The 24519-nt window shown below is 43.1% G+C and carries 19 protein-coding genes; 18 read left to right on the top strand and 1 reads right to left on the bottom strand.

What is annotated here, in order from left to right; genetic code table 11:
* Nucleotides 1-37 precede the first annotated feature (37 nt).
* Entirely contained in the window at nt 38-604 is a 567-nt protein-coding gene (locus tag JKG64_RS21760; protein WP_210356378.1) for an RNA polymerase sigma factor, read from the bottom strand.
* 281 nt (nt 605-885) lie between these two features.
* Between JKG64_RS21760 and JKG64_RS21755 the strand changes: the two genes are divergently transcribed.
* The 18 genes from JKG64_RS21755 (at nt 886) to JKG64_RS21670 (ending at nt 24416) form a co-directional block, all read left to right on the top strand.
* A complete protein-coding gene (locus JKG64_RS21755; RefSeq protein WP_210356377.1) occupies nt 886-1449 on the top strand; it encodes an RNA polymerase sigma factor in 564 nt (187 codons plus the stop codon).
* A gap of 73 nt (nt 1450-1522) precedes the next feature.
* Nucleotides 1523-2650, top strand: coding sequence for a FecR family protein (locus JKG64_RS21750; protein WP_210356376.1), 1128 nt, complete (start codon nt 1523-1525; stop codon nt 2648-2650).
* Between the two features lie 32 nt (nt 2651-2682).
* A complete protein-coding gene (locus JKG64_RS21745) occupies nt 2683-4767 on the top strand; it encodes a SusC/RagA family TonB-linked outer membrane protein (protein WP_210356375.1) in 2085 nt (694 codons plus the stop codon).
* Nucleotides 4768-4809: 42 nt separating this feature from the next.
* Complete coding sequence (locus tag JKG64_RS21740) at nt 4810-6126, top strand: SusC/RagA family TonB-linked outer membrane protein (protein ID WP_210356374.1); 1317 nt, start codon at nt 4810-4812, stop codon at nt 6124-6126.
* 38 nt (nt 6127-6164) lie between these two features.
* Complete coding sequence (locus tag JKG64_RS21735) at nt 6165-7586, top strand: RagB/SusD family nutrient uptake outer membrane protein (protein WP_210356373.1); 1422 nt, start codon at nt 6165-6167, stop codon at nt 7584-7586.
* A 10-nt stretch (nt 7587-7596) separates the two neighbouring features.
* On the top strand, nt 7597-8658 hold the full coding sequence (locus tag JKG64_RS21730; RefSeq protein WP_210356372.1) for a cyanophycinase: 1062 nt from the start codon (nt 7597-7599) through the stop codon (nt 8656-8658).
* A gap of 15 nt (nt 8659-8673) precedes the next feature.
* Nucleotides 8674-9723, top strand: coding sequence for an isoaspartyl peptidase/L-asparaginase family protein (locus tag JKG64_RS21725; RefSeq protein WP_210356371.1), 1050 nt, complete (start codon nt 8674-8676; stop codon nt 9721-9723).
* Nucleotides 9723-10559: a cyanophycinase gene (locus JKG64_RS21720; protein ID WP_246512755.1), complete on the top strand. Its 837-nt coding sequence runs from the start codon at nt 9723-9725 to the stop codon at nt 10557-10559. Before JKG64_RS21725 ends, JKG64_RS21720 begins: the two co-directional genes overlap by 1 nt.
* A gap of 37 nt (nt 10560-10596) precedes the next feature.
* Complete coding sequence (locus tag JKG64_RS21715; RefSeq protein WP_210356370.1) at nt 10597-11724, top strand: PKD domain-containing protein; 1128 nt, start codon at nt 10597-10599, stop codon at nt 11722-11724.
* A gap of 178 nt (nt 11725-11902) precedes the next feature.
* Complete coding sequence (locus tag JKG64_RS21710) at nt 11903-12481, top strand: RNA polymerase sigma factor (protein ID WP_210356369.1); 579 nt, start codon at nt 11903-11905, stop codon at nt 12479-12481.
* Between the two features lie 85 nt (nt 12482-12566).
* The gene (locus JKG64_RS21705) at nt 12567-13715 is read left to right on the top strand and encodes a FecR family protein (protein WP_210356368.1); all 1149 of its coding nucleotides are present in this window, start codon (nt 12567-12569) and stop codon (nt 13713-13715) included.
* 205 nt (nt 13716-13920) lie between these two features.
* Complete coding sequence (locus JKG64_RS21700) at nt 13921-17259, top strand: SusC/RagA family TonB-linked outer membrane protein (RefSeq protein ID WP_210356367.1); 3339 nt, start codon at nt 13921-13923, stop codon at nt 17257-17259.
* A 9-nt stretch (nt 17260-17268) separates the two neighbouring features.
* On the top strand, nt 17269-18687 hold the full coding sequence (locus tag JKG64_RS21695) for a RagB/SusD family nutrient uptake outer membrane protein (protein WP_210356366.1): 1419 nt from the start codon (nt 17269-17271) through the stop codon (nt 18685-18687).
* Nucleotides 18688-18698: 11 nt separating this feature from the next.
* Nucleotides 18699-19514: a DUF4843 domain-containing protein gene (locus tag JKG64_RS21690; RefSeq protein WP_021071728.1), complete on the top strand. Its 816-nt coding sequence runs from the start codon at nt 18699-18701 to the stop codon at nt 19512-19514.
* A 4-nt stretch (nt 19515-19518) separates the two neighbouring features.
* Nucleotides 19519-21099: a PKD-like family lipoprotein gene (locus tag JKG64_RS21685; RefSeq protein ID WP_210356365.1), complete on the top strand. Its 1581-nt coding sequence runs from the start codon at nt 19519-19521 to the stop codon at nt 21097-21099.
* Nucleotides 21100-21111: 12 nt separating this feature from the next.
* Entirely contained in the window at nt 21112-22452 is a 1341-nt protein-coding gene (locus JKG64_RS21680) for a TlpA family protein disulfide reductase (protein WP_210356364.1), read from the top strand.
* Nucleotides 22453-22593: 141 nt separating this feature from the next.
* Nucleotides 22594-23178 (top strand): RNA polymerase sigma factor, encoded by a 585-nt coding sequence (locus JKG64_RS21675; RefSeq protein ID WP_210356363.1) that lies wholly within the window; start codon nt 22594-22596, stop codon nt 23176-23178.
* Between the two features lie 89 nt (nt 23179-23267).
* A complete protein-coding gene (locus JKG64_RS21670; RefSeq protein WP_210356362.1) occupies nt 23268-24416 on the top strand; it encodes a FecR family protein in 1149 nt (382 codons plus the stop codon).
* The last annotated feature ends 103 nt before the right edge of the window (nt 24417-24519 follow it).

Below are 24519 nucleotides of genomic sequence, written 5' to 3'. Positions count from 1 at the left end.
AAGAAGTAAGGAAGTACCGAAAAAATATTATTTTTCTTTAGTTGAACTTAAACCTGGATTTCAACTTGCTGATGGCTAGTGATATGTTGTTTTTTACGGTTTGTTCAGACAAGGCTAATTGGGTCGCGATTTCTTGGATAGAAAGCGCATGTTTGCGACTTAGTGTGAATACAGCCTTCATGGTTTTTGGCATACGATCCACTTCACCTGTAATGAGGTTGTCGAGTTCATCTGCATGGATTTTGTCTTCAAAATGATCTGTTGTACAAATGTCCAGATCACTTTTTTCTGCTAATAGAAATTCTCGTTTGATTTTTTTATCCTTCTTAACCATAAAGTCAATCACTTCGTATTGCACGGCTTTGGATAGATAGGGGAAGAAGGAGTCTACAATATGGATATCTTGGCGACGTCTCCATAAAGAGATGAAGATGTCCTGCAGTATATCTTGAGAGTCATCCTTGTCCGAGACTCGTTTTTGTATAATACGAAAAAGCCTGTCTGAATATCTATTAACAATTTCGGTAAAGGAATACGAGTCTCCTTCACGAAGTTTTACAAATAATTCGACATCAGTCCATTCTTTGATATTTTCGCTTTCCATAATCTTAGTGGTGGATATTTGAAGATATGCACCAAAGGTAGTAATGCCGTATTAACTTAATATTAATTTCTCTCTGATAGAGATAGTGTTGCAGATAATAGAGGGTGCATGGAAGGGTAGCTATAAAGGGAATAATGCAACATGTAGCTTGATTGTTTGTCAGAATGTAATGATAGATTGTTTGGGAAGCATTACAAATTAGAGACTGATAAATAAGCTTTTGATTGTTAGCAGGAAAGTAGGCCGTTTACTATATTTGTGATTATCTATTCAATTATAATATGGCTAAAGCAATGAGCGATCCTTCCTGGATTGAAAGGTTGGCGGCTGGTGATCAGCGTGCTTTTGCCGATTTTTATGAATGCTATTGGCAGCAGGTATATAATAAGGTGTACCGTAAAATCCAACAGGTCGAGGCGACAGAGGATATTGTGCACGACCTATTCTTGAGTATATGGAAGAATAGAAGTCGAATCCATGAGGTGCTGAATATGCCTGCCTACCTAATGAGTGGTGCGCGATACCTGACTTTCAAATACCTTGATAAGGAAAAAGGCATACATATGAATATGGAAAATATCGAGTTGATACTGCCAGAAGCCCCACTGGAAGATCGACTACACTACCGATACATACTCGATCTGGCGCATGAAGAAATTGAAAATCTGCCGGAGAAATGTAAACTTATCTTTAAAGAGAGCCGGTTCAATCACAAGACTATTGATGAAATAGCGATAGAATATGGCTTGTCTAAGAGTACAGTCGAGAATCAGATCAATAAGGCAATAAAAAGAATTCGCCTGAAAACCAGTGGGTTCTACGCGTTTTTGTATTTATACCTCTAATTTTTCTCTTTCCGCGTAGGTGCTGGTTTTAATCTGAGGCACTATATAGTAAGTAACCCATATAATACCTGATATGCCTCTTTCAGAAAAGAATAAAAATATACGAAAGGCCTATTTTGATGGATTTGAAAATCCGGAAGAATTTAAAACGTTGAGCACTTGGTTCGATTCAGTGGAGGGGGAAGCTATGCTCGATCCTTTGCAGCAGGAGCAAAGTAGAGCAAAAATACGTAAACGCTTGCTGGAAAGTGTCAAAAACGTATCTCCAAAATCTACTGTAACCTATCTAAGGCCACTACTGCGTGTAGCAATGGTTATTGGGGTAGTGGGGATTGCTGCATGGGTTTTACATTACTACACCAATAATATCTATAAGGAGCTGGATGTTAGTGCGATTGCAGAGATAATGCCGGTGCAGGATTCTATCCGATTGACATTTGAAGATGGTAAAGTGGTTCTCCTTTCGCCAGACAGTGGAGCGAACCGCACTATCGGTAGTTCTCAGGCCATTATAGATGGGGAGCTGATCTACAACGCTTCATCGGAAGCGGTTGTCAATAATATTGTGACTACACCTCAAGGAAATATATTTAGAATAAATCTTCCAGATGGTACTAAGGTGTGGATGAATGCCAAAAGTGAACTCTCCTTTCCATCTAGATTTTTGGGCCCTGAGCGCAATGTACGTTTGCAGGGAGAAGCATATTTTGAGGTTTCGGAAGACGATAAGCAACCTTTTGTTGTAGCATTTGCTGATCAGAAGGTGAGGGTACTAGGGACGCATTTTAATATAGCGGCATATAGGGACGGAACACAACGTACAACATTGATGGAAGGTCGGGTGCAGCTGGAGCGCGGAGCAGAAAAGATTCCTCTATTGCCAAATGAACAGGTTATCGTCATGGGTAATAAGCTGCAAAAGAGAACTGTGGACGCCTCGGAATATAGCGCGTGGAAGGATGGATACTTTGTATTCCATAATGCGACACCCAACCAGATTATGGAAGAGCTCACCAACTGGTACGATTTGAAAATAAAGTCGGATGTAGGATCCTCCACAGAGCGGTTTAGTGGCAAGATAAGTCAAAAAATGAACCTAGCTGAGGTCCTGGAGGTGCTCCAGGTGGCTGGAATTCACTTTAAAATAGGGGAGAATAAACTCAAGCATAAAGAAATCGAATTCCAGAAGCAGTCACTCTAAATTATATATTACTAACATAACTAATTAACCTAATGAAAAAGTACACTAAAGCTCGACCAAGAGAATTGGAGTCGGCAGAGCCGTTGGCGACAGGGCGGGGACAAGAATGGTCTTCGCAAGGGAATTTGTTAGGGGAAATCCAAAAGGCATATCCTGCAAAAGGGAATTGGAAAACGCGACTTTCTGTTGTTCTGCTATCCACAGCCTTACTCCAGATGCCTATGCCAATTCAGGCGCAAAAGATAACCTTGAATCTCAAAGAGGCGTCTATTAAACAGATTTTCCAACAGATGGAGAAGCAGTCCGGTTACAGCTTTTTTTATAAAGATGTGGATGTGGCTGAATTCAAAAGGAGAGGTGTATCTTTTAACAATACGGACCTCAATCAAGCATTGGAGTCGATCTTGGCCCCGTATGGCCTGGAGTGCGAAATAGTGAATAAGACGGTGGTCATTAAGAGGGCTGCACCAGTTAATACGAGTGTGGCTTATCATACTTCGCAGCATCAACAACAGACCGGTAAGGTTGTTGACGAATCGGGCAATCCTATTCTCGGAGCGGTTGTTACGGTAAAAGGGGGGAAAGCAGTGGTGTCAACCACAAGTGGAGGTACTTTTTCCATTGATGCGAAAGAAGGAGATGAACTGATTATTTCCCATATTTCTTATTTCTCTAAAACCGTTAAAGTTGGTAGTGGAAATTTGAATATTGTATTACAGGCTAATGATAACCTCATCGAGCAGGTTGTCATAACAGGCTATACCGATTATAAAAAAGGTAAAAGCGCGAGTGCAACAGCTTCGGTGCAAGCTAAAGATATTGGAGGAGTGCCTATGGGATCTTTGGATCAGGTACTTCAAGGTAAAGTACCGGGCATGAGTGTGGTGTCGAGTTCCGGGCAGCCAGGAAAGAGTGCCGATGTGGTAATACGAGGTATTGGTTCTATCCGAGGGACGACGAGGCCACTGTATGTGATGGATGGTGTTCCTATTGAAGGGAACGCATTTCAGGCAATCAACCCGGAAGATATTGAAAACGTGAATGTTTTGAAGGATGCTTCGGCCAAAGCTCTTTACGGCTCCCGTGGATCAAATGGTGTGGTGGTAATAACGACGAAAAAAGGGAAGAAGGGACGTTTAAGTGTTAATTATAGCTCGCAGTATGGTTTCTCTACGTTGACGAGGACAGCTTTTGAAATGATGGATTCCAAAGAGCGGCTCCGCTTTGAGGAAGAGGTCGGACTGGAGACAGGCCGGGATATAGGCCCTGGATGGAGACTCTCTCCAAGAAACCCCAACTATAATACGCAGTCTGCAGGATGGCAGAAGGATGCCAATCAAGCGTTGGATAGTTTGCGGAATATGGATACCGATTGGCGGGATCTTTTCTTTCAGGATGGACGTTTTATGGAGCAGCAGCTCAGCTTGAGTGGAGGGAATGAAAACGTGCAGACTTATAACTCGTTGAGTCTTTGGAATGAAGATGGGATCGTCAAAGAGACAGGAATGAATAGGTATACCTTGAGGAGCAATACCAATATGAATTATGGTCGCTTTACGGCAGGAGTCAACCTCAGTCTAGGGTATTCCAATTCCCGTTTTACATACAATGAAGGTGGTACAGGGGTTGGTTCGCCAATGGCATCTGTGTACTATGCCCTACCGTATGAATATCCGTACACGGCTGATGGTGTTTTTTATGCGACCGATACAGACCATCCATTCTATGATACCCGGGAAGGTAGCCGGGGGATTGATGTGTTATATGGGACCTCCAACAAAACAAACCAATTTAAAACGATTTTGGGATTGAATATGGCATATGAAATCATGCCTGGCTTGAAAGTGTCTACCCGTGCGGGGGTTGATTTTAGAAATTCTGAGGGGCAGGTTTTCGTTAATCCGCTATCTTATATTGGGCAGAACCAATTTGGAAAGAAAGGTTCTTTTGGAGAAGGGTATGAGAGATATTTTAACTTGGTGTCTACTTCTGGACTGACCTACAGCAAAGCGATTGATTTGCACGATTTTGAAGTGTCGGGATTCTTCGAATATGTCCAAAGCAATGAAAAAGCATTTGGCTATACAGGTTATGGCTTGGATGACCGTCTTCCGTAATCGCCGAAAGCGATTACGGTAAGCCCCGCCTTTATTCCTGATTTGACAGGAAGAAGGGATGCGACAGCTCTATTATCTTATATGGGAATCGGTCGCTATACCTACGATAACAAGTATACCATCACGGGAAGTTATAGGTATGATGGAGCTTCTCTAGCTTCTGTGCCGAGCAAAAATCGCTGGCATGGATTTTATTCCTTTGGGGCTGCCTGGGATGCAAAACAAGAAGAGTTCTTACGTGAGAATGAATTCATACCGGTACTAAGGTTGCGAGCCAGTTACGGGCAGACTGCAAGTCCGCTTGGTTCTAGTTTTAACCATATGTCATGGTACTCGGTAAATACATCCTATGGAGGCCAACCAGCAATGCGTCCTGCAAATCTGGCAAATCCCGATTCGGATTGGGAATATGTCAATGAGTTTAATACCGGATTCGATATAGGCCTCTTTCGTGGGCAACGCTTAAACTTGACAGTTGATTTTTATAATAAAATTACCCGGAATATGTTCTTGGATCTGCAACCCTCTGCGACAGTAGGAATGGGGGCGGGGGTTACGATTCCATTGAGTTCCGGAAGAATGGGAAACAAGGGGATCGAATTTGCTTTGAATGGGGATCTTATAAGGAATAAGGATATCACTTGGAATATCGGTATAAATGGAGCTTATAATCAGAATAAGATATTGCGGGTCAGTGACGTATCGGATGAGTTGATGGATGGTGATACCCGGATTATACAGGTCGGACTTCCTTATGGCACGTATTATGGTCCGCAGTGGGCAGGGGTGAATCCTGAAAATGGCGATGCGCAGTATTATAATAGGGATGGTTCGGTCACGAATGTCTACGATTCGGATGGGCAATCGGTGCCGTTGTCGGCAAGTCGGTTTCCTAAGTTTACGGGAGGGATCACGACCAGCTTCCGTTGGAAAGACTTGACTCTAAGTGCATTGCTGTCCTTTGTGTCCGGTGTGGATCGCTGGAATAATATTGATTTTTATATCGAGAACCAGGCCTACATGACGAGTAATCAAAGTAAACGAATGTTGTACGACCGTTGGAAAAAACCGGGCGATGTTGCTGTACTACAGCGGATAGATGTTCCTCGGAATTTTACATCCAAGGATATTCAGGACGCGTCCTTTATGCGTCTGCGAAACCTACAGCTGAATTATAGTATTCCGGTCGCATTGTTTGGAAAGACAATTTTTAAAAGGGCTAATATTTTTGTGCAAGGTCAAAACTTGTTTACCTGGACAACATGGCGTGGATTGGATCCGGAAAACAACCGACAGTATGGGCGGTTTGAATATCCGAATGCCCGAAAATATACGGCAGGTATCAATGTTAATTTTTAACCGGACTTTCACGAGTTCACGAGATAATTTAGAGAATTATGAATATCAAAAATATAGTTGTTTTACTCGCACTGACGGGTGCTGTTTTACAGTCTTGCAATAAGCTAGATCTCCCTCCTGTAGATCAGATTGATGCCAGCAAAGCATTTCGTAATCTAGAAGATGTAAATATGGGCGTTTTGGGAGCTTATGCAGTGCTTAATTCAGGTTGGATCGATGCGGTAGCTATCGTATCTGATGAAGCGATGCTTCCGACAGAAAATACAGTGTCCAATACTTCCTCACACCGATGGATCTATGACTCGTCTTCGGGTTCCGTGACTTCTCCGTTTTATGATTTGTATATGCCTGTTGGTAGGGCGAATCTAGTATTAGAAGCTATTCCAAAATTGAATATTGCCGCGAGCGAGCAAAATCGGTCAAATCAATATCAAGCCGAATTACTTGCGCTACGGGCTTATAGTCATTTTGAGCTCCTGAGGGGCTATGCTTCTTCTTATGAGCCCAACGGGATGGGAGTTCCTTATATGAAAAAGTATGAAGTTATTTATCCCACAAGACCAACGGTACAGTCTAATTTTGATGATATTTTTGCCGATCTGAAGGCGGCAAAAGAGCTCATGCCGGATGGATTTAGTGATAATAGCCGGATTACGAAAACGGCGATATCAGCGATTCAGGCACGGGTAGCGTTATATGCCAAAAAATGGGACGAAGCGTCGGGTTTTGCAACAGAAGTAATTGCGAAGGAGCCGTTGGCTCCGAAGAATGATTTTGGAAAGATATGGAAGGATGAAAGCCAAGCGGAGCTGGTGTGGAGATTGCCCCGCTTGATTGGAGAGTCCCGGGTTGGTGCTGCTTTTTATCGGGAGACAGGGGATATTGTACTATATGCTCCATCTTTCAAACTGATCGATCTATTTGGAACCACTGTACAGCGCAATGATGATGTACGTTTTGCGAGCTATATCAAATACGATGCGAACCGTCCTACCGGAAAATCGCAATATGCTGTTGAAAAGTATACCGGAGGTAAGGCGGGCTATCGTGGCCTGGCTGACATCAAGCTCTTTCGTACGGCTGAAATGTACCTGATACGTGCCGAGGCTGAGTTGGAGAAGGGTAATGGTGCGGCGGCGCTTTCTGCAGCAGCTAAAGACCTCAATGATCTGCGGGCTGCCCGAATTTACAATTATATACCTCAGAATTTTGTAGATAAACAAAGCCTGGTGAATGCCATTTATAACGAAAGGTTTAAAGAACTCGCTTTTGAAGGTCATCGTTTTTTTGATCTGAAACGACGTGGTCTTCCTGTAGAGCGTACGACACAGGATGCGATCAATACCGTAGGGGCTATAAAATTGGAACCTACAGCGGCTCAATATTGTTTTCCAATTCCGGCCGAGGAGATAAAGGTAAATAAGAGTATGGAGCAGAATCCAAATTACGGTGGTAAATAGAAGGGGGATTATGAAAAACATTGGTTTTCTTGTTGTATTTGGTGCAATGGCACTATTTACTTCTTGTAAGAAGGATAATACACCTAATCCATTTGATCCGAATGCACCCAAGCCGACTAAACCTGTGGCACGCCCAGCTTCTATAGGTATCGTCGGAGATACCGCTGATGTGAAAACGCCAACGCAAGCTGGAATCGTCATCATGGGAGGAGGAGCTGATGTGGATGCAGCAATAAAATGGATGATTGCCCGTAGTGGTGGAGGCGATGTGGTGGTGATTCGATCGAGTGGAGCGGATGCTTATAATGCTTATATTAAGGGGTTGGGTACAGTCAACTCGGTGGAAACATTAAAAATAGACTCGCGCAAACTAGCTGACGATGCGGGGGTAGCCCATATCATCCGGAATGCAGAGATGCTGTTTATCGCAGGTGGGGATCAGGCGGATTATGTGGGGTACTGGAAAGGCACGAAAACAATGGCGGCTATTAATTATCTGCTGACAGAGAAGAAAGTGCCCGTTGGAGGTACGAGTGCTGGTGCGGCTATTCTAGGCAACTACTATTTCAGTGCAGAAAGAGGTGGTGTGGAATCGGCTGATGCGTTGATTAATCCTTACGGGCAAAGAGTTAGTATAGGAAGAGATGATCTGCTGAAAGCTCCTTTCTTACAAAACGTAATCACGGATCAGCATTTTACCCAACGTAGCCGACAAGGACGATCTGCCGTGTTTTTAGGACGTATCATGAAGGACTGGAATAAAACACCTAATGGTATTGCGGTAGATGAAAAGACCGCGGTCTGTATTGATGCGAACGGAATGGCGGAAGTGCTAGGAGCTAACAAAGCTTTTTTCTTAAAAACAGATGGCAGTAAGAAAGCAGAGGTATTTGAAGATGGCAAGCCTGTGACCTGGAATAATGGAGGAAAGGCCATAGAAGTAGTAGCAATAGCTGGGACAGCAATAAATAATAGATTCAATATGACCACATTTGAACCAGCCAGTACAACCGGTTGGGAAAAATACTGGTGGTCAGTTGTAAGTGGAAACTGGAGTCAATCGGCTCGTTAAATAATAGGATCTGAGATGAAGAATATTTTTAGAGTTTTTTGTTTGGTCGGGATGGCTAGTACCGTATTATCCTGCACAAATCAGGCAGTGAAGATCGATGAGGCCAAGTATATAATGGTGATTCATGGTGGGGCAGGTACAATCGAAAAACAGCATATGACACCGGAAAAGGAAGCCGCCTATACGGCTGCGCTGACGGAGGCGCTCCAAAGCGGCTATGACCTCTTAAAGGAAGGTAAATCTTCTATGGATGCGGTGCAGGCAGCTGTTAATGTGATGGAAAATTCACCGCTCTTTAATGCGGGGAAAGGGGCTGTATTTACCAATGAGGGCAAGAATGAATTGGATGCCTCGATTATGGATGGTAAGACGCTAAAAGCGGGTGCGGTAGCTGGTATTACGAATATAAAAAACCCCATCAATGCAGCAAGAGCGGTGATGGATAAATCGGAACATGTGATGATGGTCGGAAAGGGGGCAGAATTCTTTGCTGCCGCTAATGGCTGTGATACGGTGCCGGCTTCTTATTTCTTTACCCAGGAGCGCTGGGATCAATTGCAACGGACCAAACGGGAGGAAGAGACCGGACGTGCAGCTTTTAATGATGTGGATATACGTAAGAGCCGGATCTCGGGTGTTGCGGAAGCCGATAAAAAATTCGGTACAGTAGGCGCTGTTGCCTTGGATAAGGAAGGAAACCTCGCTGCGGGAACCTCTACTGGTGGTATGACCAATAAGAAATATGGTCGTGTGGGCGATTCGCCGATTATTGGTGCGGGAACCTATTGTAATAACCTGACGGCCGGGATATCTAGTACGGGCTGGGGCGAGTATTATATTCGAGAAGTGGCAGCCAATAGGGTGTCTGCACTGATCGAATTGAAGAAATTGTCTCTCGAACAAGCGACGAAACAGGTAATCGATGAGATTGGAAAGATGGGGGGTGATGGAGGAATCATTGGCTTGGATAAAACGGGTAAGGTGGCTATGACATTTAATACCTCGGGTATGTATCGTGGCACGGTGGATGAAAATGGTAAAATTTCAGTTTATATCTATAAGTAATGGAAAGAGGTTTTGTAGTTAAATATTTAGTATTGATTGCTTTTGTGTGCATGGCAGGCTTCACGCTTGGACAATCAAAGGGTAGTCTTTTTATTATTGGAGGGGGCGACCGTTCGGACGCCTTGGTGAATACCCTGGTCAGGACAGCGAATCTTCGGACTTCAGATTATATTGTCGTGCTGCCTATGGCGACAAGTATACCGGAGGAGTCTGTCGAGTTTATCAGTGGACAGCTCTTGCAGCATTGCGACAATGCAATAGCGAGTTTTAACTTTACCCGGGAAGAAGCGAATGAAAAGCAGTCTTGGATTGATTCAGTAGCACATGCACGTCTGATCTATATAACCGGGGGAGACCAGAATAAGTTTATGAATGTGGTCAAAGGAACGAAGCTCTATGATGCATTGCATAAAGCCCATGCGCAGGGAGCGACGATCTCGGGAACAAGTGCCGGTGCGGCAGTAATGTCTGCGATTATGTTTACCGGAGAGGAGAAAGCGGGGGGAAGTTTTAAAGAGGTGAGAAAAAATAATGCAGAGACGGCTCAAGGAATGGGTTATCTGACGGATGCCATTATTGATCAACATTTTATCATAAGAAGCCGTTATAACCGGTTACTGAGTGTTTTGGCTGATCATCCGGACAAGATGTTGATCGGGATAGATGAAGGGACTGCGATTATTGTGAAGGGAAAAAAAGCGACTGTGGCAGGAGATAGTCAGGTGGTAGTGGTGTCGGCTCCTAAAAAATTGAAAGTGTTCGGTAAGGATAAGGTTTCTTTTGAAAACGCAACATTCTCTCTTTTTTCAGAGGGACAGAGCTTTAATATAAGATAGGATATCACGGTTGAACTAATAATATAACTTAAATATTATGAACATGTTGAAAAGAGTGTTGCCTACACTGTTGATTGTGTTGATCGCAATGGTAGGCTGTAAAGACAATAAATACAACTTTGACGATCTAGGCGAGCCGGTGAAAAGCTTTTTTATGGTCAAGGGAACAGAATTTAAAATTAACGAGGCTATTGAGTTTGCTAATGGCTCCGAGAGTGCGGAAACTTATCTCTGGGATTTTGGTGACGGAACGAGCTCCAAGGAGAAAGCGCCTTTAAAGACGTATACGGCTCCGGGCGTATATACTGTTAAGTTGAAAGCTGTAGGGGCAGGAGGAACGGGGAACTATTCGGTTGACTTGGCTGTAATTGATCCGGATGCGGTAATTGATACGGATAAGGAGCTCTTTTTTATAGAGTATGGAAGCAAGTTAATACGTAAGGTGTCGCTTGTGCCGGGCTCGGCAGCTGAAACCGTAATCAGCATGACGGGTAAAGAGGGACACGGAATGGCCTACGATGCGGTAAATGAAAAAATTTACTACTGTGATTTCCAAAACTCAGGATCCGGCAAGGTGTGGCGTATGAATGCTGATGGCAGCAATGTGGAAGAGCTTCTTTCGGGATTAGGTGCTCCTTATGGGGTGGCGGTCAATCTTGCTGATAATAAGATGTATATAGCGGATGGTACAAATGTATCTCGCGCGAATCTGGATGGTAGCGGATATGAGAAGGAGTTTATCAAAGTAGTGGGGGGATCAATGCGGGCGATTGGTTTTAACAGCAAAACTGGATTTATCTACTACTATGATGTGAATGAAGAAAATCTGCATGTAGCGAAAGCTGATGGAACAGGAGGAAGTATACTCATCGCAGGAGCTTATGGATATGGTATGTATGTCGATGAGATCAATGAGAAGATCTATTATGATGATCGGAATGCAGGAGGACTTATGCGAGCAGAGCTTAATGGCTCAGGAGTGGTCAAAATTGCGACATTCTCTGGTAACAGAGGGGGCTCAGGTATGACGGTAGATCACACTGCTAATAAAATATATTGGGCGGAGACCAACAATGGAATTATCAAGAAAGCAAATCTAGACGGTACAGAAATCGAAACCGTGCTGTCGGGAGTCAATAATCCGAGAGGGATGTTTGTTAAGTAGTAAGCGGTTATAGCCTATAGATTTTTAAGGGGATACGTTCCTGTTAATATAGGGATAACGAAAACCTTTTGGGTTTTTGTTATCCCTTTTTTGTTGTGCCCCTCTATAGCGGTAGAATTGAAATAATATTGTACTTTTGCGTAACTAACAGATACTTACCCTTAAGTTTTTTTCTCGAATGCATTTAGTGGATCGTGATACTGTACAAGACCTCATCGCTGGGAACAGACTGGCGTTCAAGACGGTGTATGATAAACTGGGGGGAGGGGTGTATAGTGTCGCTGTTCAGATTACTAAGGAGCAGTTTCTGGCTGAAGAGGTGGTGCAGGAAGTTTTTACAAGGCTGTGGCTACACCGTGATAAGATCGATACGGAAGGTAACTTATGGGTTTTTCTGTATGTGGTTGCCAAGCGTCTCAGTATTAATAAATTAAGGTCTATAAAGCGAGCAAAGGCAGCGCATGATGGCCTGGCGGAGCAGGTTACGGGTATAGCTGACTCTTTTGAAGAACGTATTTTTTATCAGGAGTTAGTCAATCTGTTGAATTTGACTATCGCTGATTTGCCCGAAAAACAGCGACAGGTTATAGAAATGAGCCGAAATGAAGGGTTGACGCACCAACAGATCGCCGAAAGGTTAGGGATTTCTCCAAATACGGTCAATAACCATATCACCCGAGCCTTAAAGCAACTAAAAGCGAAGCTTAAAGGGAAGAATGGAGATCTCTATATGGCTTTTGTGACTTTTTTCTTCTAAGTTTTCTTTTTTCTGCAAAAAAAAATAGCATGGAGTAGTTATGCTCTCTTTTTGCGGTGTTCTTCTAATAAAAGCAATCTGAATTTTGGGTACAGCAAGGTTTAAAGAATTATGGGTAAAGTATAATGCAGGAACTCTTCTGCCCGAAGAGCGTATTGTATTTGAGGAGTTGTTGTTGTCTTTGAGTGAAGAAGAGGTCAACAGGGTTATCGACGAAACGATAGAGGTCGACATGGGAATCCATTATGCAAGGGACGTTGTGTTTGAGCGGATTGAAGAGCGTGTCGGTAAGGAGCAACCTCGCAGTACGCGTCGGCTTGCTTGGGTGCGTTATGCCGCCGCGGTCTTGATTGCTGGAATCGTATCTGTTGGCCTTATGAAATTGGATTTCTGGAAGGAGGAGCCTACGACAGACCTAGCGGTCACTCCAGTGGATATCACTTTGCCTGATGATAAGGCTTTGGTCAAACTGGGCGATGGCTCTGTGTTTGTCGTCAATGATTCGCTAGACAGATTGGAAACAAAAGATGTCGCTGTACAGCGAATAGGTGAAGGAGTGTACCGTTTTGATGTGCTGGCTCAGCCAGGTACAAAGGAAGAATTTTTATCTTTCTCTACGCCTAAAGGGGTGTCCAACCAAGTTATTCTGTCAGATGGCACAAAAATATGGCTTAATGCCAGATCTAAGCTAGAAGTATCGTCTTACTACGAAGGGAATGGAAAACGAGAAGTCCGGTTAATGGGTGAAGGCTATTTTGAAGTGGCACACAATAAGCAACGACCATTCCGTGTGCAGATAGAAGGCGCTGTGGTGGAGGTATTGGGTACTTCGTTCAATATACAGACCGTAAACAGGGAGAAAACAGCGGCAACAACTTTGATAGAAGGAAGTGTGTCGGTAAGAAATGACGGATCTAAGTTGATTCTGTCGCCAGGCGAACAGGCCTACGTGAAACAAGGCGTGGCTGATCTACAAAAAAAGAAGGTCGACGTACGCACTGTCGTAGCTTGGAAAAATGGATACTTCAGCTTTGTGGATCGGCCAATAGAGGAAGTGGTAGAAGAGCTGGTCAACTGGTATGATGTCGATGGAGTAGAGTGGCGTAAAAAATCAAAAGAAAAGGTGACAGCTAGTTTGGCACGGACACGTAGTTTGGGCGAACTGTTGACTAAACTTGAAATGATATCGACCCTGAAATTCACTATTAAAGAAAGGAGGATCGTTGTGGAGTAAAGGGTAAATGGAACCTAAGCATGCAATAATGAACAAACTGAATAAAAAGCGGAAGTGCAGCAACACTCCCGCTATACATGTAGAAAATCAGTTGATTATACCTAATAGTAACTAATTCTAATTATTTAACTACACATTTCAAATGTATAAATTATTAATCTATAACGTGGACATTTATTTGTCCCGTTTAAAGAAGTGTATTCTCATGATGAAACTGGTCATCGGGATCTGGCTACTGATGCTTGTGCAGGTCAGTGCCTCTGTTTATGCACAAAAGGTCACCCTTAAGGCTAAAAATGCGAGCCTTAAAGAGGTTCTTGATCTGGTGCAAAAACAGACCCAATATGATTTTATGTACAACTCTGAGCAGGTGAAAGCATTGCCTCCCATTACGCTGGATGTATCTGCTGTCGGACTGACAGAGGTATTAGATCTTTGTTTAGGAAATCAAGGGTTCGACTATGTACTGGATAATAAGGTTGTTATTATTCGGAAAAAAAGCGGAACGAGTCCGGGTAGGGTGACGCAAACAGCTATGCAACAGCTTGTCGCCAAAATATTGGATGAAAAGGGTGCTCCGGTCAAGGGGGCATCGGTCAGGTTAAAGTCGAACCAGACTTGGGCTGTGGCAACTAGGGAAGACGGAACGTTTGATATCTCTGGCAATTTGGTCAACGAGACATTTATCGTTTCATATTTAGGTTATGAAAGTAAGGAATTTAAAGTGACTAAAAGTCAAGGGCTGACGATCATTACTCTTAAAAGGCAAGAACATAAAGTCGAAGAGGTCATCATCACTGGAATGATGGAACGTCGGAAAGAAACTTTTACAGGTGCTACTTCGTCTTTTAAGGGAGAAGAGCTTAAAGCAATATCCAATACCAACGTGTTGCAGTCCTTGAAAACATTGGATCCTTCTTTTTTAATTATGGAGAATAATCTTGCGGGGGGAAATCCAAATGCGTTGCCAACTATTGAACTTCGAGGGCAATCGAGTATCTCGACGGAAGGGCTGAGGGATGAATTTTCTTCGGATCCAAATCAGCCGTTATTTATACTGGATGGATTTGAGACGTCGTTGAAGACTATCGTGGATCTGGATATTAACCGTATCGCTTCGGTGACACTATTGAAGGATGCAGCCTCTACGGCAGCATACGGATCTAGAGCGTCGAATGGTGTGGTGGTCATTGAGACGATAAGACCTAAAGCAGGGGAGCTTATTTTCAACTATACCACGGATGGGAATATACAGTTTCCGGATCTGTCGGGATATAATATGATGAATGCTACCGAAAAAATTGAATTTGAGCGCCTGTCAGGAAGATTTACCAGGCATTATCGTAATGATAGCTGGGAAAAACAGGAGAAGCTGGATTCGTTGTATTCGTTCTATCAGAAAGAACTGGCTCGTGGTGTAAATACCTATTGGCTGAACGAACCGTTGCAGACGAGCTTTTCGCAACGGCACTCTCTGATGGTGAGTGGAGGAGAGAATGCTTTGACCTATTCTGTAGGTGGAGATTATAAATACTATAACGGTGTGATGAAGGGGTCTGGTGGTAAAAACTGGGGTGCTCGTTTGAATCTCGGCTATCGTGCAGGAAAGGTGAATATTATCAACCAACTGTACGTGAGTGGTTTTGAGAGTGAAGAATCTCCTTATGGCGAGTTCTCAACCTGGGTGAATACCAATCCTTATTACGAAAAGAAAGATGCTTCGGAAAGGTATTTGGCAGAACTTAAACAATACGATACCAAAGAAACGACATATATAAGAAATCCACTGTATGCGACGACGTTGGCGAATTTTGACCGAGCTAAGAATTTTGATCTGACCAACAACTTTAAGGCAATCTATCAGCTCAATAATGCGTTAAGGTTAGAGTCGTCGATACAAGTCAAAAAATTCAATACGAAGTCGGAAAGATTTCTTTCGCCATTGGATCTGAGTTTTGATAAGACAGCTATATTGGAACGTGGAACACTGCGTTCAAGAAATAGAGAGTCTTTTGGTTATACGGCCAATGTGGGAGCGCAGTATGGAGAGACATTTGGAAAGCATTTGGTCAATGGTGTGTTACGGTTTGAAGTGAGTGATCTGGATAATACGAGTGCAGGTTTCTTGGCTGTAGGATTTCCGACCAATAGTAACGGTAATCCGAGATTTGCTTACGGATATGCGCCTAATGGTAGACCGGAAGCTTCATCGAGCGTCAGTCGTCGGAATTCTATCGTGAGTTCTTTCAACTATTCGTACGATAGACGTTATAATGCCGATCTATCGCTGACCTATGATGGCTCGACTTCCTTCGGAACGAATAATGTGTACTCACCTTTCTTTTCGGCAGGACTGAGCTGGAACCTGAACCAAGAGGAGTTTTTGAAAGAAGCGACGTGGGTCGATTTATTGCGTCTGCGCGCAAATATCGGGATTACTGGAAATCAAAGCTTTGCCAGCTATACTTCAATCAGTACCTATGATTATTACAAAGATTATAATTATTCGGGGCAGGGATTGTATTTGTCTTCATTAGGTAATCCAAACCTGCAATGGCAGAGTACGAGACAGACAAGTGTAGGACTTGATGCTAACTTGTTCAATAATAGGGTTTCGGTACAGGTTAACGCTTACCGGAAGTTTACGGATCCGCTTGTTGTCGGTATTACCTTGCCACCTTCGACAGCATTGTCCAACTATCCTATAAATGCGGGAGCATTGACTGTAGACGGTTTGGAACTTATTACGCGATATTCGCCGATCTATAGACCTTCAGAGCGTGTGGTATGGACTTTAGGGCTTACTTCTTCCACGGTGAAGCAAACTTATTCCGGATTCGGAAATGTGTTGGAGACGTTGAATAGAAGCCTGCGTGATAGTCGTACCTTGATGAAATATCGCGACGGTGGATCACCCAATGATATATGGGCTGTGCCTTCCTTGGGGATAGATCCAGCTACAGGAAACGAAGTTTTTAGAAAGAAGGACGGTTCTTATACCTTCCAGTATGATTGGGAAGATGAGGTCGTTGCGGCCAATTCTGCACCTAAATTTCAGGGAATATTGAGCAGTAATTTTTCGTTCAAAGGATTTACCATGGGAGTCAATTTTAGGTATATCCTTAACCAAGGAGCCTTTAACTCGGCACTGTTCAATAAAGTAGAAAATATCAACTGGAGCGATATGGTGAATAGCAATCAGGATAGACGTGCGCTTTATTCGCGGTGGAAAGAGATGGGAGATATTGCGGAGTTTAGAAAAATCCAGTTAAATGATTGGGATGAATCAACATCAAACGTAGACCAGTCGACCCAACCATCTTCGCGTTTTGTGCAAAAGGAATATACACTTTCACTAGAATCTGCAAGCGTAGGGTATGAGTTGCGTAATCGAGCATGGATGCAATCTGCACGATTGAGCAACCTCCGGTTTACAGGTTATGTGAATGAGATTTTTAGACTGTCTACGGTAAAAAGAGAGCGCGGTATCAGTTACCCATTTGCCCGTACAGTATCGTTCAGTTTGTCGGCAAACTTTCAATAATAGAATATTATGAAACTAAAGAATATTAAACTAATCATTGCGTGCTCTATAGGGCTGGCTTTTAGTTCTTGTACCAAATGGCTAAATGTACAGCCAGAGGATCGATTCTCCGAAGAGCAGGTTTTTTCGACGGCACAGGGATTTGAAGAGACGCTGAATGGCGTGTATATCAAATTATCGTCAAACAACCTCTATGGGGATAATCTTACCTTGACTATTCCAGATATATTGGCGCAGTTGTACATGACCAACAGTGCTGCCACACATGCATTGGCCGCTTTAGGTCGCTATGAGTATGGAGAAACCAAGGTGGTCAAACCTCGTATAAAAGCGATTTGGGGGGATGCTTATGTTGCTATCGCTAATATCAACAAATTGATAGAGGCCATAGATACCAAAGGGGGGGCGGTATTGCAGCACGATCGGCTCCATACCATGAAAGGAGAGCTGTTGGGCCTGCGGGCATTTCTACATTTTGATATGTTGCGTCTGTATGGGCCGGTGTATGATAGCGCCGATTCGACACTCCATGCTATCCCTTATTACCGAGCGACAAATGTAGAAGTGCAGCCATTGTCTCCAGCGAACAAGGTGATAGATATGGTGCTAATGGATCTCAATGAAGCATTGTCTCTAATGAAGGATGATCCTGTGAAGAGTTTAGGTTATAAGGAGCAGAACAACCACCGTTTCAACTATTATGCGGTGTTGGGAACAAAAGCGCGGGCGCTATTGTATAGAAAAGATAAGGTGGGGGCACATCAGGCTGCCAAAGAAGTCGTCGAGCAATCTGATCTATTTCCATGGATAAAAGGGGCCAAAATCACGGCAGATACGAAAAATCCAGACCGGATATTCCATACGGAGCTTCTTTTTGCAGCCTATTCAAATGACCTGTACAACAACTACAATGAGTACTTCTATTATGAACAGGGGGATAATATTTTGGCTGGAGGACCTCATAAATTCATAAATAGAGTCTTTGAGGAAAAAACAGCGGATTACCGTTATACTTATTTGTGGAAAACCCCTCCAGCGATAGTAGGGCACGAGGTATTTTTTAAGTACAGTGATATCGCGGATAAACGCGTGGGGGTAGAACAACAACGTAACCTGATTCCTCTCATCCGATTGAGTGAAATGTACTATATCTTGGCCGAAACGGACCCCACACCGGCAACAGGACTTGCTTATTTGAATAAAGTGCTGAATGCTAGAGGGCTGACTGCACTCACAACGACGACAAATCTGGATAATGAAATTCTGAAAGAATATCGAAAAGAGTTTTATGGAGAAGGGCAGTTGTGGTACTACTATAAGCGGAAAAAAATAGAGACAGTACTTTCTTCACTGACTACGGGTAACAGTAATATACCGAATACCGCTTGGGTAGTCCCAATTCCAGAAGAAGAATTAGCTAATCGATAACCTGACATATTATGAATAAAATAAAATTTTTGTATGTAGTATTTGCTGCCATTATTTTTTACTCTTGTAAGGAACAGTCGCTCGACGTGTTTGATGAAAGTGAAAATGGAGCGTCTATTTATTTTACAGAACTATATAGAACGGGGGCTAATACAATACCCTTAGATAGTCTAAGCATTAAGTTTGGCTTTATGCCTGTGGGAGTCACTTCTGCAATAGATAGTATATCCGTATCGGTCGCAGGGCCGACACATAGGGCAGATCGGGAATTCAAAATAAAAATTGATCCCGAGGGAACGCTGAAGGAAAATATACATTATCAGATATTGACAGATCGTTTGATAATTCCTGCCGGAAAAAACAAAGGTATCATCAAGCTTAAGGTGCTGAAAGCCGAGGAAATGAAACTCGCTCCGCTCTCGACTGCTTTTGAACTCGTTCCGAATGAAAATTTTAATACCAATATTGCTTATCGCTGGAGAGATAATCTACAGAAAAAGACATCGGTGTTAAAATTTCGCGTTGTAGCGGACAATAGATTTGATAAACCGTACTTATGGATTGCGAAGAAAGTTCAGGTTGAAGGGTATTTGGGAGAATACTCCGGCGCAAAAGTGAACCTTATCGTCGAACTGTTTGACGAAGACCTAGAGCACTTTATTAACCCACAATATGTTGCTGATAAGTATTTTACTGTAGCTAAGTTGTCGTTTTGGGGCTCATATATGTCCTATTGGCTAGCGAAAGAAGCTTCCGAAGGGCGTGTTCATCGAGATGAAAATGGTAAGGAAATAACAATGGGACCTAGCAATAATAACTCAAATTAGAAAAATGAAAACAGTTGCAAAATATATAGCATTATTGGCTCTTGTTGTTGTATTTGTAGGATGCAAAAAAGATTTGGGCAATTATGAATACACGACTATAGATAGTCTCTTTATAACAAACCTTGAAGAGCTGTACATGGCTAAAACAGCTACTAATCCACAGATTGAACCTGTAATCAAGTTGTCTTCGGGTAGGGAAGTGAATACGGACGATTATACTTATAGATGGACGGCATATCAGGTAGGAATGAACAAAGAACCTGTTATTCTAGGAGAACATGTTAATCTAGATGAAGCGATACCCTTGGGCTTCGGTACATATACGGTGTATTATACCGTTAAAGAAAAGAAAAGCAATATTAGTTGGACAAAAAAGTTTAAGATGCAGATTACAGCAGGATATAACGGCGGATGGATGATCTTGGCGGAAGATAATGGTAAATCGAGGATTGACTTCTTTGAGTACGATCATGCTACAGGTACCTATCCTAAGGCACATCGTAATTTTCAGGAAAATATTAAGGACCTTTCCGGTAAGCAGATTAATCTAGAGGGTAAACCAAAGTTTATTACAACTTGGAATAACCAAACTGAGGCCAGTGGAACAGGGGCTAAGTATATGGTGTATATCGGAACTGACCAACGCACGGAAAAGATTAACCTGACTGATGGCTTTATCTGGAATGAACAATACGCGTTCAAATTTGAGACAGCAAGGCCATCTGAGTTTGAAACTATCGATGCGATACGACCGACAGAACCCTCTGCAGGTTATGTCGTAAAAGGAAGTGATGTATATATTAAAAATCCAACATTTCAATGGTCGGTAGGTACTCCAGTTAATAGGCTATCGGATGGGAAGCATATAAAGGTATCTTCTTCTGTTGCTGTTTATCCTGGTTTTCTTATGGGGTGCCTTATGTATGACATAGCTAATAAACGTTTCATAAGAAATGGTGACATGTTGCAAACAGCAAGCTCTCCATTGCCCTACAATGCGAACAATTCGGCATTCAATCCAAATAATGTGGGGATGGATCTGGTGTGGATGAACCAAACTGTAGCATTCGGCGGTCAGGCTTATGCGGTGCTGACCAAGGACAATAAGTTCTTTTTGGCTCGGATGACCAATACTGAAACTTTCGCCGGGCGGTTTTGGGATGAAATAACGCATATTCCAGGAATAGCGCAAGCAACACATTTTGAAGTGGATCAACGCTACGGCTACCTTCAATATGTGGTAGGAGGTAAAATATACCAATACGATCCAAGCGAGAAGACAACAACCTTGATGAAGGACTATGGTAATAGGCAGATTTCGACGTTCAAATACCTGCGTAGTATATATGTAACATACGCTACAGTGACCAACCCTAGAAATGAGAAAACCCATGGCAAGCGCTTCCTTCCTTCGACTATAGGGCTGGTGGTAGCTACGTTTGATCCATCACAGCCACAGGCTTCGGGTAAAGTGGATGTGTGGGAGGCGCCGCAATTTAATGGGGCATTCAAGAGCCTATTATCTTTTGATGGTTTTGGAAAGGTCGCTGATGTGACGGAAGCAGAAGTACCTTTAGGCTGGTAAAAAGAAGAAAGAATGAAGTATCTATATATCATTGCGATCTTGCTGTTGGGAATTACAACGCTGCGTGCCCAAAAAGCAACGAATATTAATGGAGTGACCGAGGTCACTCCATTGAAAGAAGTTAGCTTATTTAAGGTGTATAATGGGCGATTGGTTGAAATCGCAACTGCTATGCCGAATAGTCAGGGGGCTTTTGCTTTTCGCTTTATTCCTGACTATGAGGGCTTGTATCTCGTGGGGGCGGGCTCTACACAAGGGCAGCAGGGATTGAGCCGTTTTTATGTCAAAGGGGGCGAGTCCTTAAGCTTTAGACTGACTAAAGGGGGATACGAGTTAACGGGAAAGAATACGAAAGAGAATCAGACTTTATACACTTGGGATAAACAGGTTGCCAACTTTAAAGAGAAAGGGACTAACCTGGGTGGAATGAGTACATATGTGGACTTCTTTCCCGAAGTAGAGGCTTTTAAAAATGAGGTTGTTAAAATCGGGAGGTCTGCGAGAACCGGAAATTCGAAGTTTGACACCTTCTTTCGGACTTTGGTGGATTTTGATTTCGCTTATTATGCGATTTCTTATCTCTACATGCCTCGATCGACACACCCCGCCAAAGAGGAAATGAGTGATTATTATAAACGACTCGATATCGACGCCTATCTGAAAGATGAGTTGTTACTACTGCCGTATGGCGATCGTTTTATGAGCATTTTGGTGTACCAAAAAGTGGATTTAGCAAGCAAACCACCTTTCGAGAAGCAAGTGGAGGCCATCCCCTCAAATATACTGAAAGGACAGTTTGTATTGAACCGTTTGGAAGGAGCCCGTTCGTACAGTGATTTTCTGACAATGTATGAGCGCTATGAAAGTTACTTTACATTGACGGAACAAAAAGAACGTGCGGCCGCGGTGGGGGCTAAGCTTGTAGAAACTAAGGTGGGAGTACCTGCTTTTAAGTTTGCTTTTCCAGATCTGGAAGGAAACGATATCGCACTCGAGAATATGAAAGGAAAGGTAATGTTGGTAGATATGTGGGCGACTTGGTGTGGACCCTGTCGTGGAGAAGAACCGTATTGGGAGCAACTGAATGACGCGTTTAAAGATAAAGCTGTAGCGTTTGTTGGGGTTTCAACAGACAAAGACAAACCCAAATGGGAAGCGTATGTCAAGGAGAAAAAGCTTAAGGGAATACAGTTGCATGCAGGGCCGAATAATGGTCTTTCTAAAGCATATAAAGTAACTAATATTCCTCGTTATATCTTGATAGACAAGGAGGGTAATTTGATTACGGCAGACAGTCCTAGGCCTTCTGATCCGAAGTTGAAGACACTCTTGGAGGAGTGGGAGAAAAAATAGAAAAATCAGTATAAATAGTGTTTAGTTTGTGCAGAGGGCTGCTTGAAAGAGTAGCCCTCTTTTTGTAAGGCATACTATTGTTCTATAGGTAAATCTCTTCTTTTTTTCTAACTTAGTCCGCTATAATAAGATGTATGTGATATGCATTTGGTTGAAAAAGAGACAATACGGAAGCTTCAAGAAGGTAGCCTAAGGGCCTTTGAACAGGTGTATGATACGCTAAGCCATGGCGTGTACAGTGTCTCTTTTAACCTGACACAGGATCGGTTCCTGGCAGAGGAGGTGGTGCAGGAGGTGTTTGTGAAGCTTTGGGGATCCCGTGACAAACTTAATATAGAGGGTAATCTTTGGGTCTTTCTCTATGTGGTTTCTAAGCGTTTGAGCCTGAATAAAATAAGGTCACTGCAACGGCAGCGTATGGCGTATGATGGTATCGATGAAAAGACGATGATTACTCCATCAGTCGAACAGGATATATTCCATAAAGAACTGGAACTGCTGCTCGAACGAAGTATCGCGGATCTGCCTAAGCAACAACAGATTATTATCGAGCTTAGTCGAAATGAACAACTCACCCACCGGGAAATTGCCGAACGGCTGGGACTATCAACTCATACGGTGCGTAATCACATGGCGCAAGCTCTTAAAAACTTGAGGCGTAAACTACAGCATAGTGATGCCGAATTGTACCTAGCCCTTATTGTGTATATCAATAAGCTTTTTTAAATAGCTATATAGTAGTCTCTTATAAAAAATATCAGCATTGACTAGTAGCATACTGATTTTGTGGTGTTCTTATCACAAATACAACTGACTTGAAGGCTAACCGACTTAAAGAATTATTACCGAAATACTATAAACGGGACATAACTGTTGCCGAACGGGAGGAGCTGTGGCTCCTGATGGTCGAACTTCCGGAAGAAGTGGTGTCTTCTATGGTAGATGAGACTATCGTGGTGGATATGGCCGCCCCATTTGAGAAAGAGAACCTTCGGGGCGCAATACGGTCTGAAGCAGGAATGGTGCTAGAGAATCGGAAGCCACTCTTCCGTAGGTGGTATCCTTATGCCGCCGCCGCCTTAATCGCGGGAGTATTGTCTGTCGCTGTGCTGAAATTGGATGTTTGGAATGCAGACGCTATGGTCGAAGTTGCAACCGCTCCTGTGGATATCACTTTGCCAGATGATAAGGCGCTTGTAAAATTGGGTGATGGGTCTGTATTTGTTGTGAATGATTCTTTGGACCGGTTGGAGACAAAAGATGTTGCTGTACAGCGAATAAGTGAAGGTGTCTATCGATTTGATGTATTGGCCTGGCCGACGGTAAAGGAAGAGTTTTTGTCTTTTTCTACACCTAAAGGCGTATCAAATCAGGTCATTTTATCAGATGGCACAAAAGTGTGGCTTAACTCATCATCGCAGTTGTTGGTTTCTTCAAACTATAAAGCAGGTACCCGTAAGGTTAAACTTATTGGGGAAGCTTACTTTGAAGTCGCTAAACAGGAGAAATCTCCTTTTGAGGTGTATGCCAAAGAGGCTAAGGTCACGGTGCTGGGGACTGTTTTTAACATCCGGGCTTTTGAGAATGAGCTGGAAACAAAAACTACGCTATCTGAAGGGATAGTCCGGATATCGCATAAGGGTAAGGACTTGGTGTTGTCTCCAGGGCAACAGGCGATTACTATAGCAGAGAAGAATGGTATACGAGTTCTGCAGGTGGAAGTAGACCAGGAGACAGGTTGGAAGGAAGGATATTTCCGATTCTCTGAGCAGCCGCTTGAAGTTATCTTGGATGAATTGAAGCGGTGGTATGACGTTGATGAGGTGCTGTTTCAAAAGAAAGTGCCTTCACGGCTTACGTTGAGCTTTGCGCGTACCCGAAGTCTTGCTGATATATTGAAACGAATAGAGGGCGTAGCGAGTGTCCAAATAGAAGTCAAAGGAAGGAGGATAATTGTGAAATAGGAGACTTGACAAAGACAAAAATATGGTCGGCTCGTTAACAAAAACGGAAGTGCGCTAACACTTCCGTGAATGCAGTGTTAATCAGTCGATTGAAGCTAACAAT

The sequence above is a fragment of the Sphingobacterium tabacisoli genome, from assembly GCF_017908035.1.
Lineage (GTDB): Bacteria > Bacteroidota > Bacteroidia > Sphingobacteriales > Sphingobacteriaceae > Sphingobacterium > Sphingobacterium tabacisoli.
This window is presented reverse-complemented; position numbering and strand designations above follow the sequence as displayed.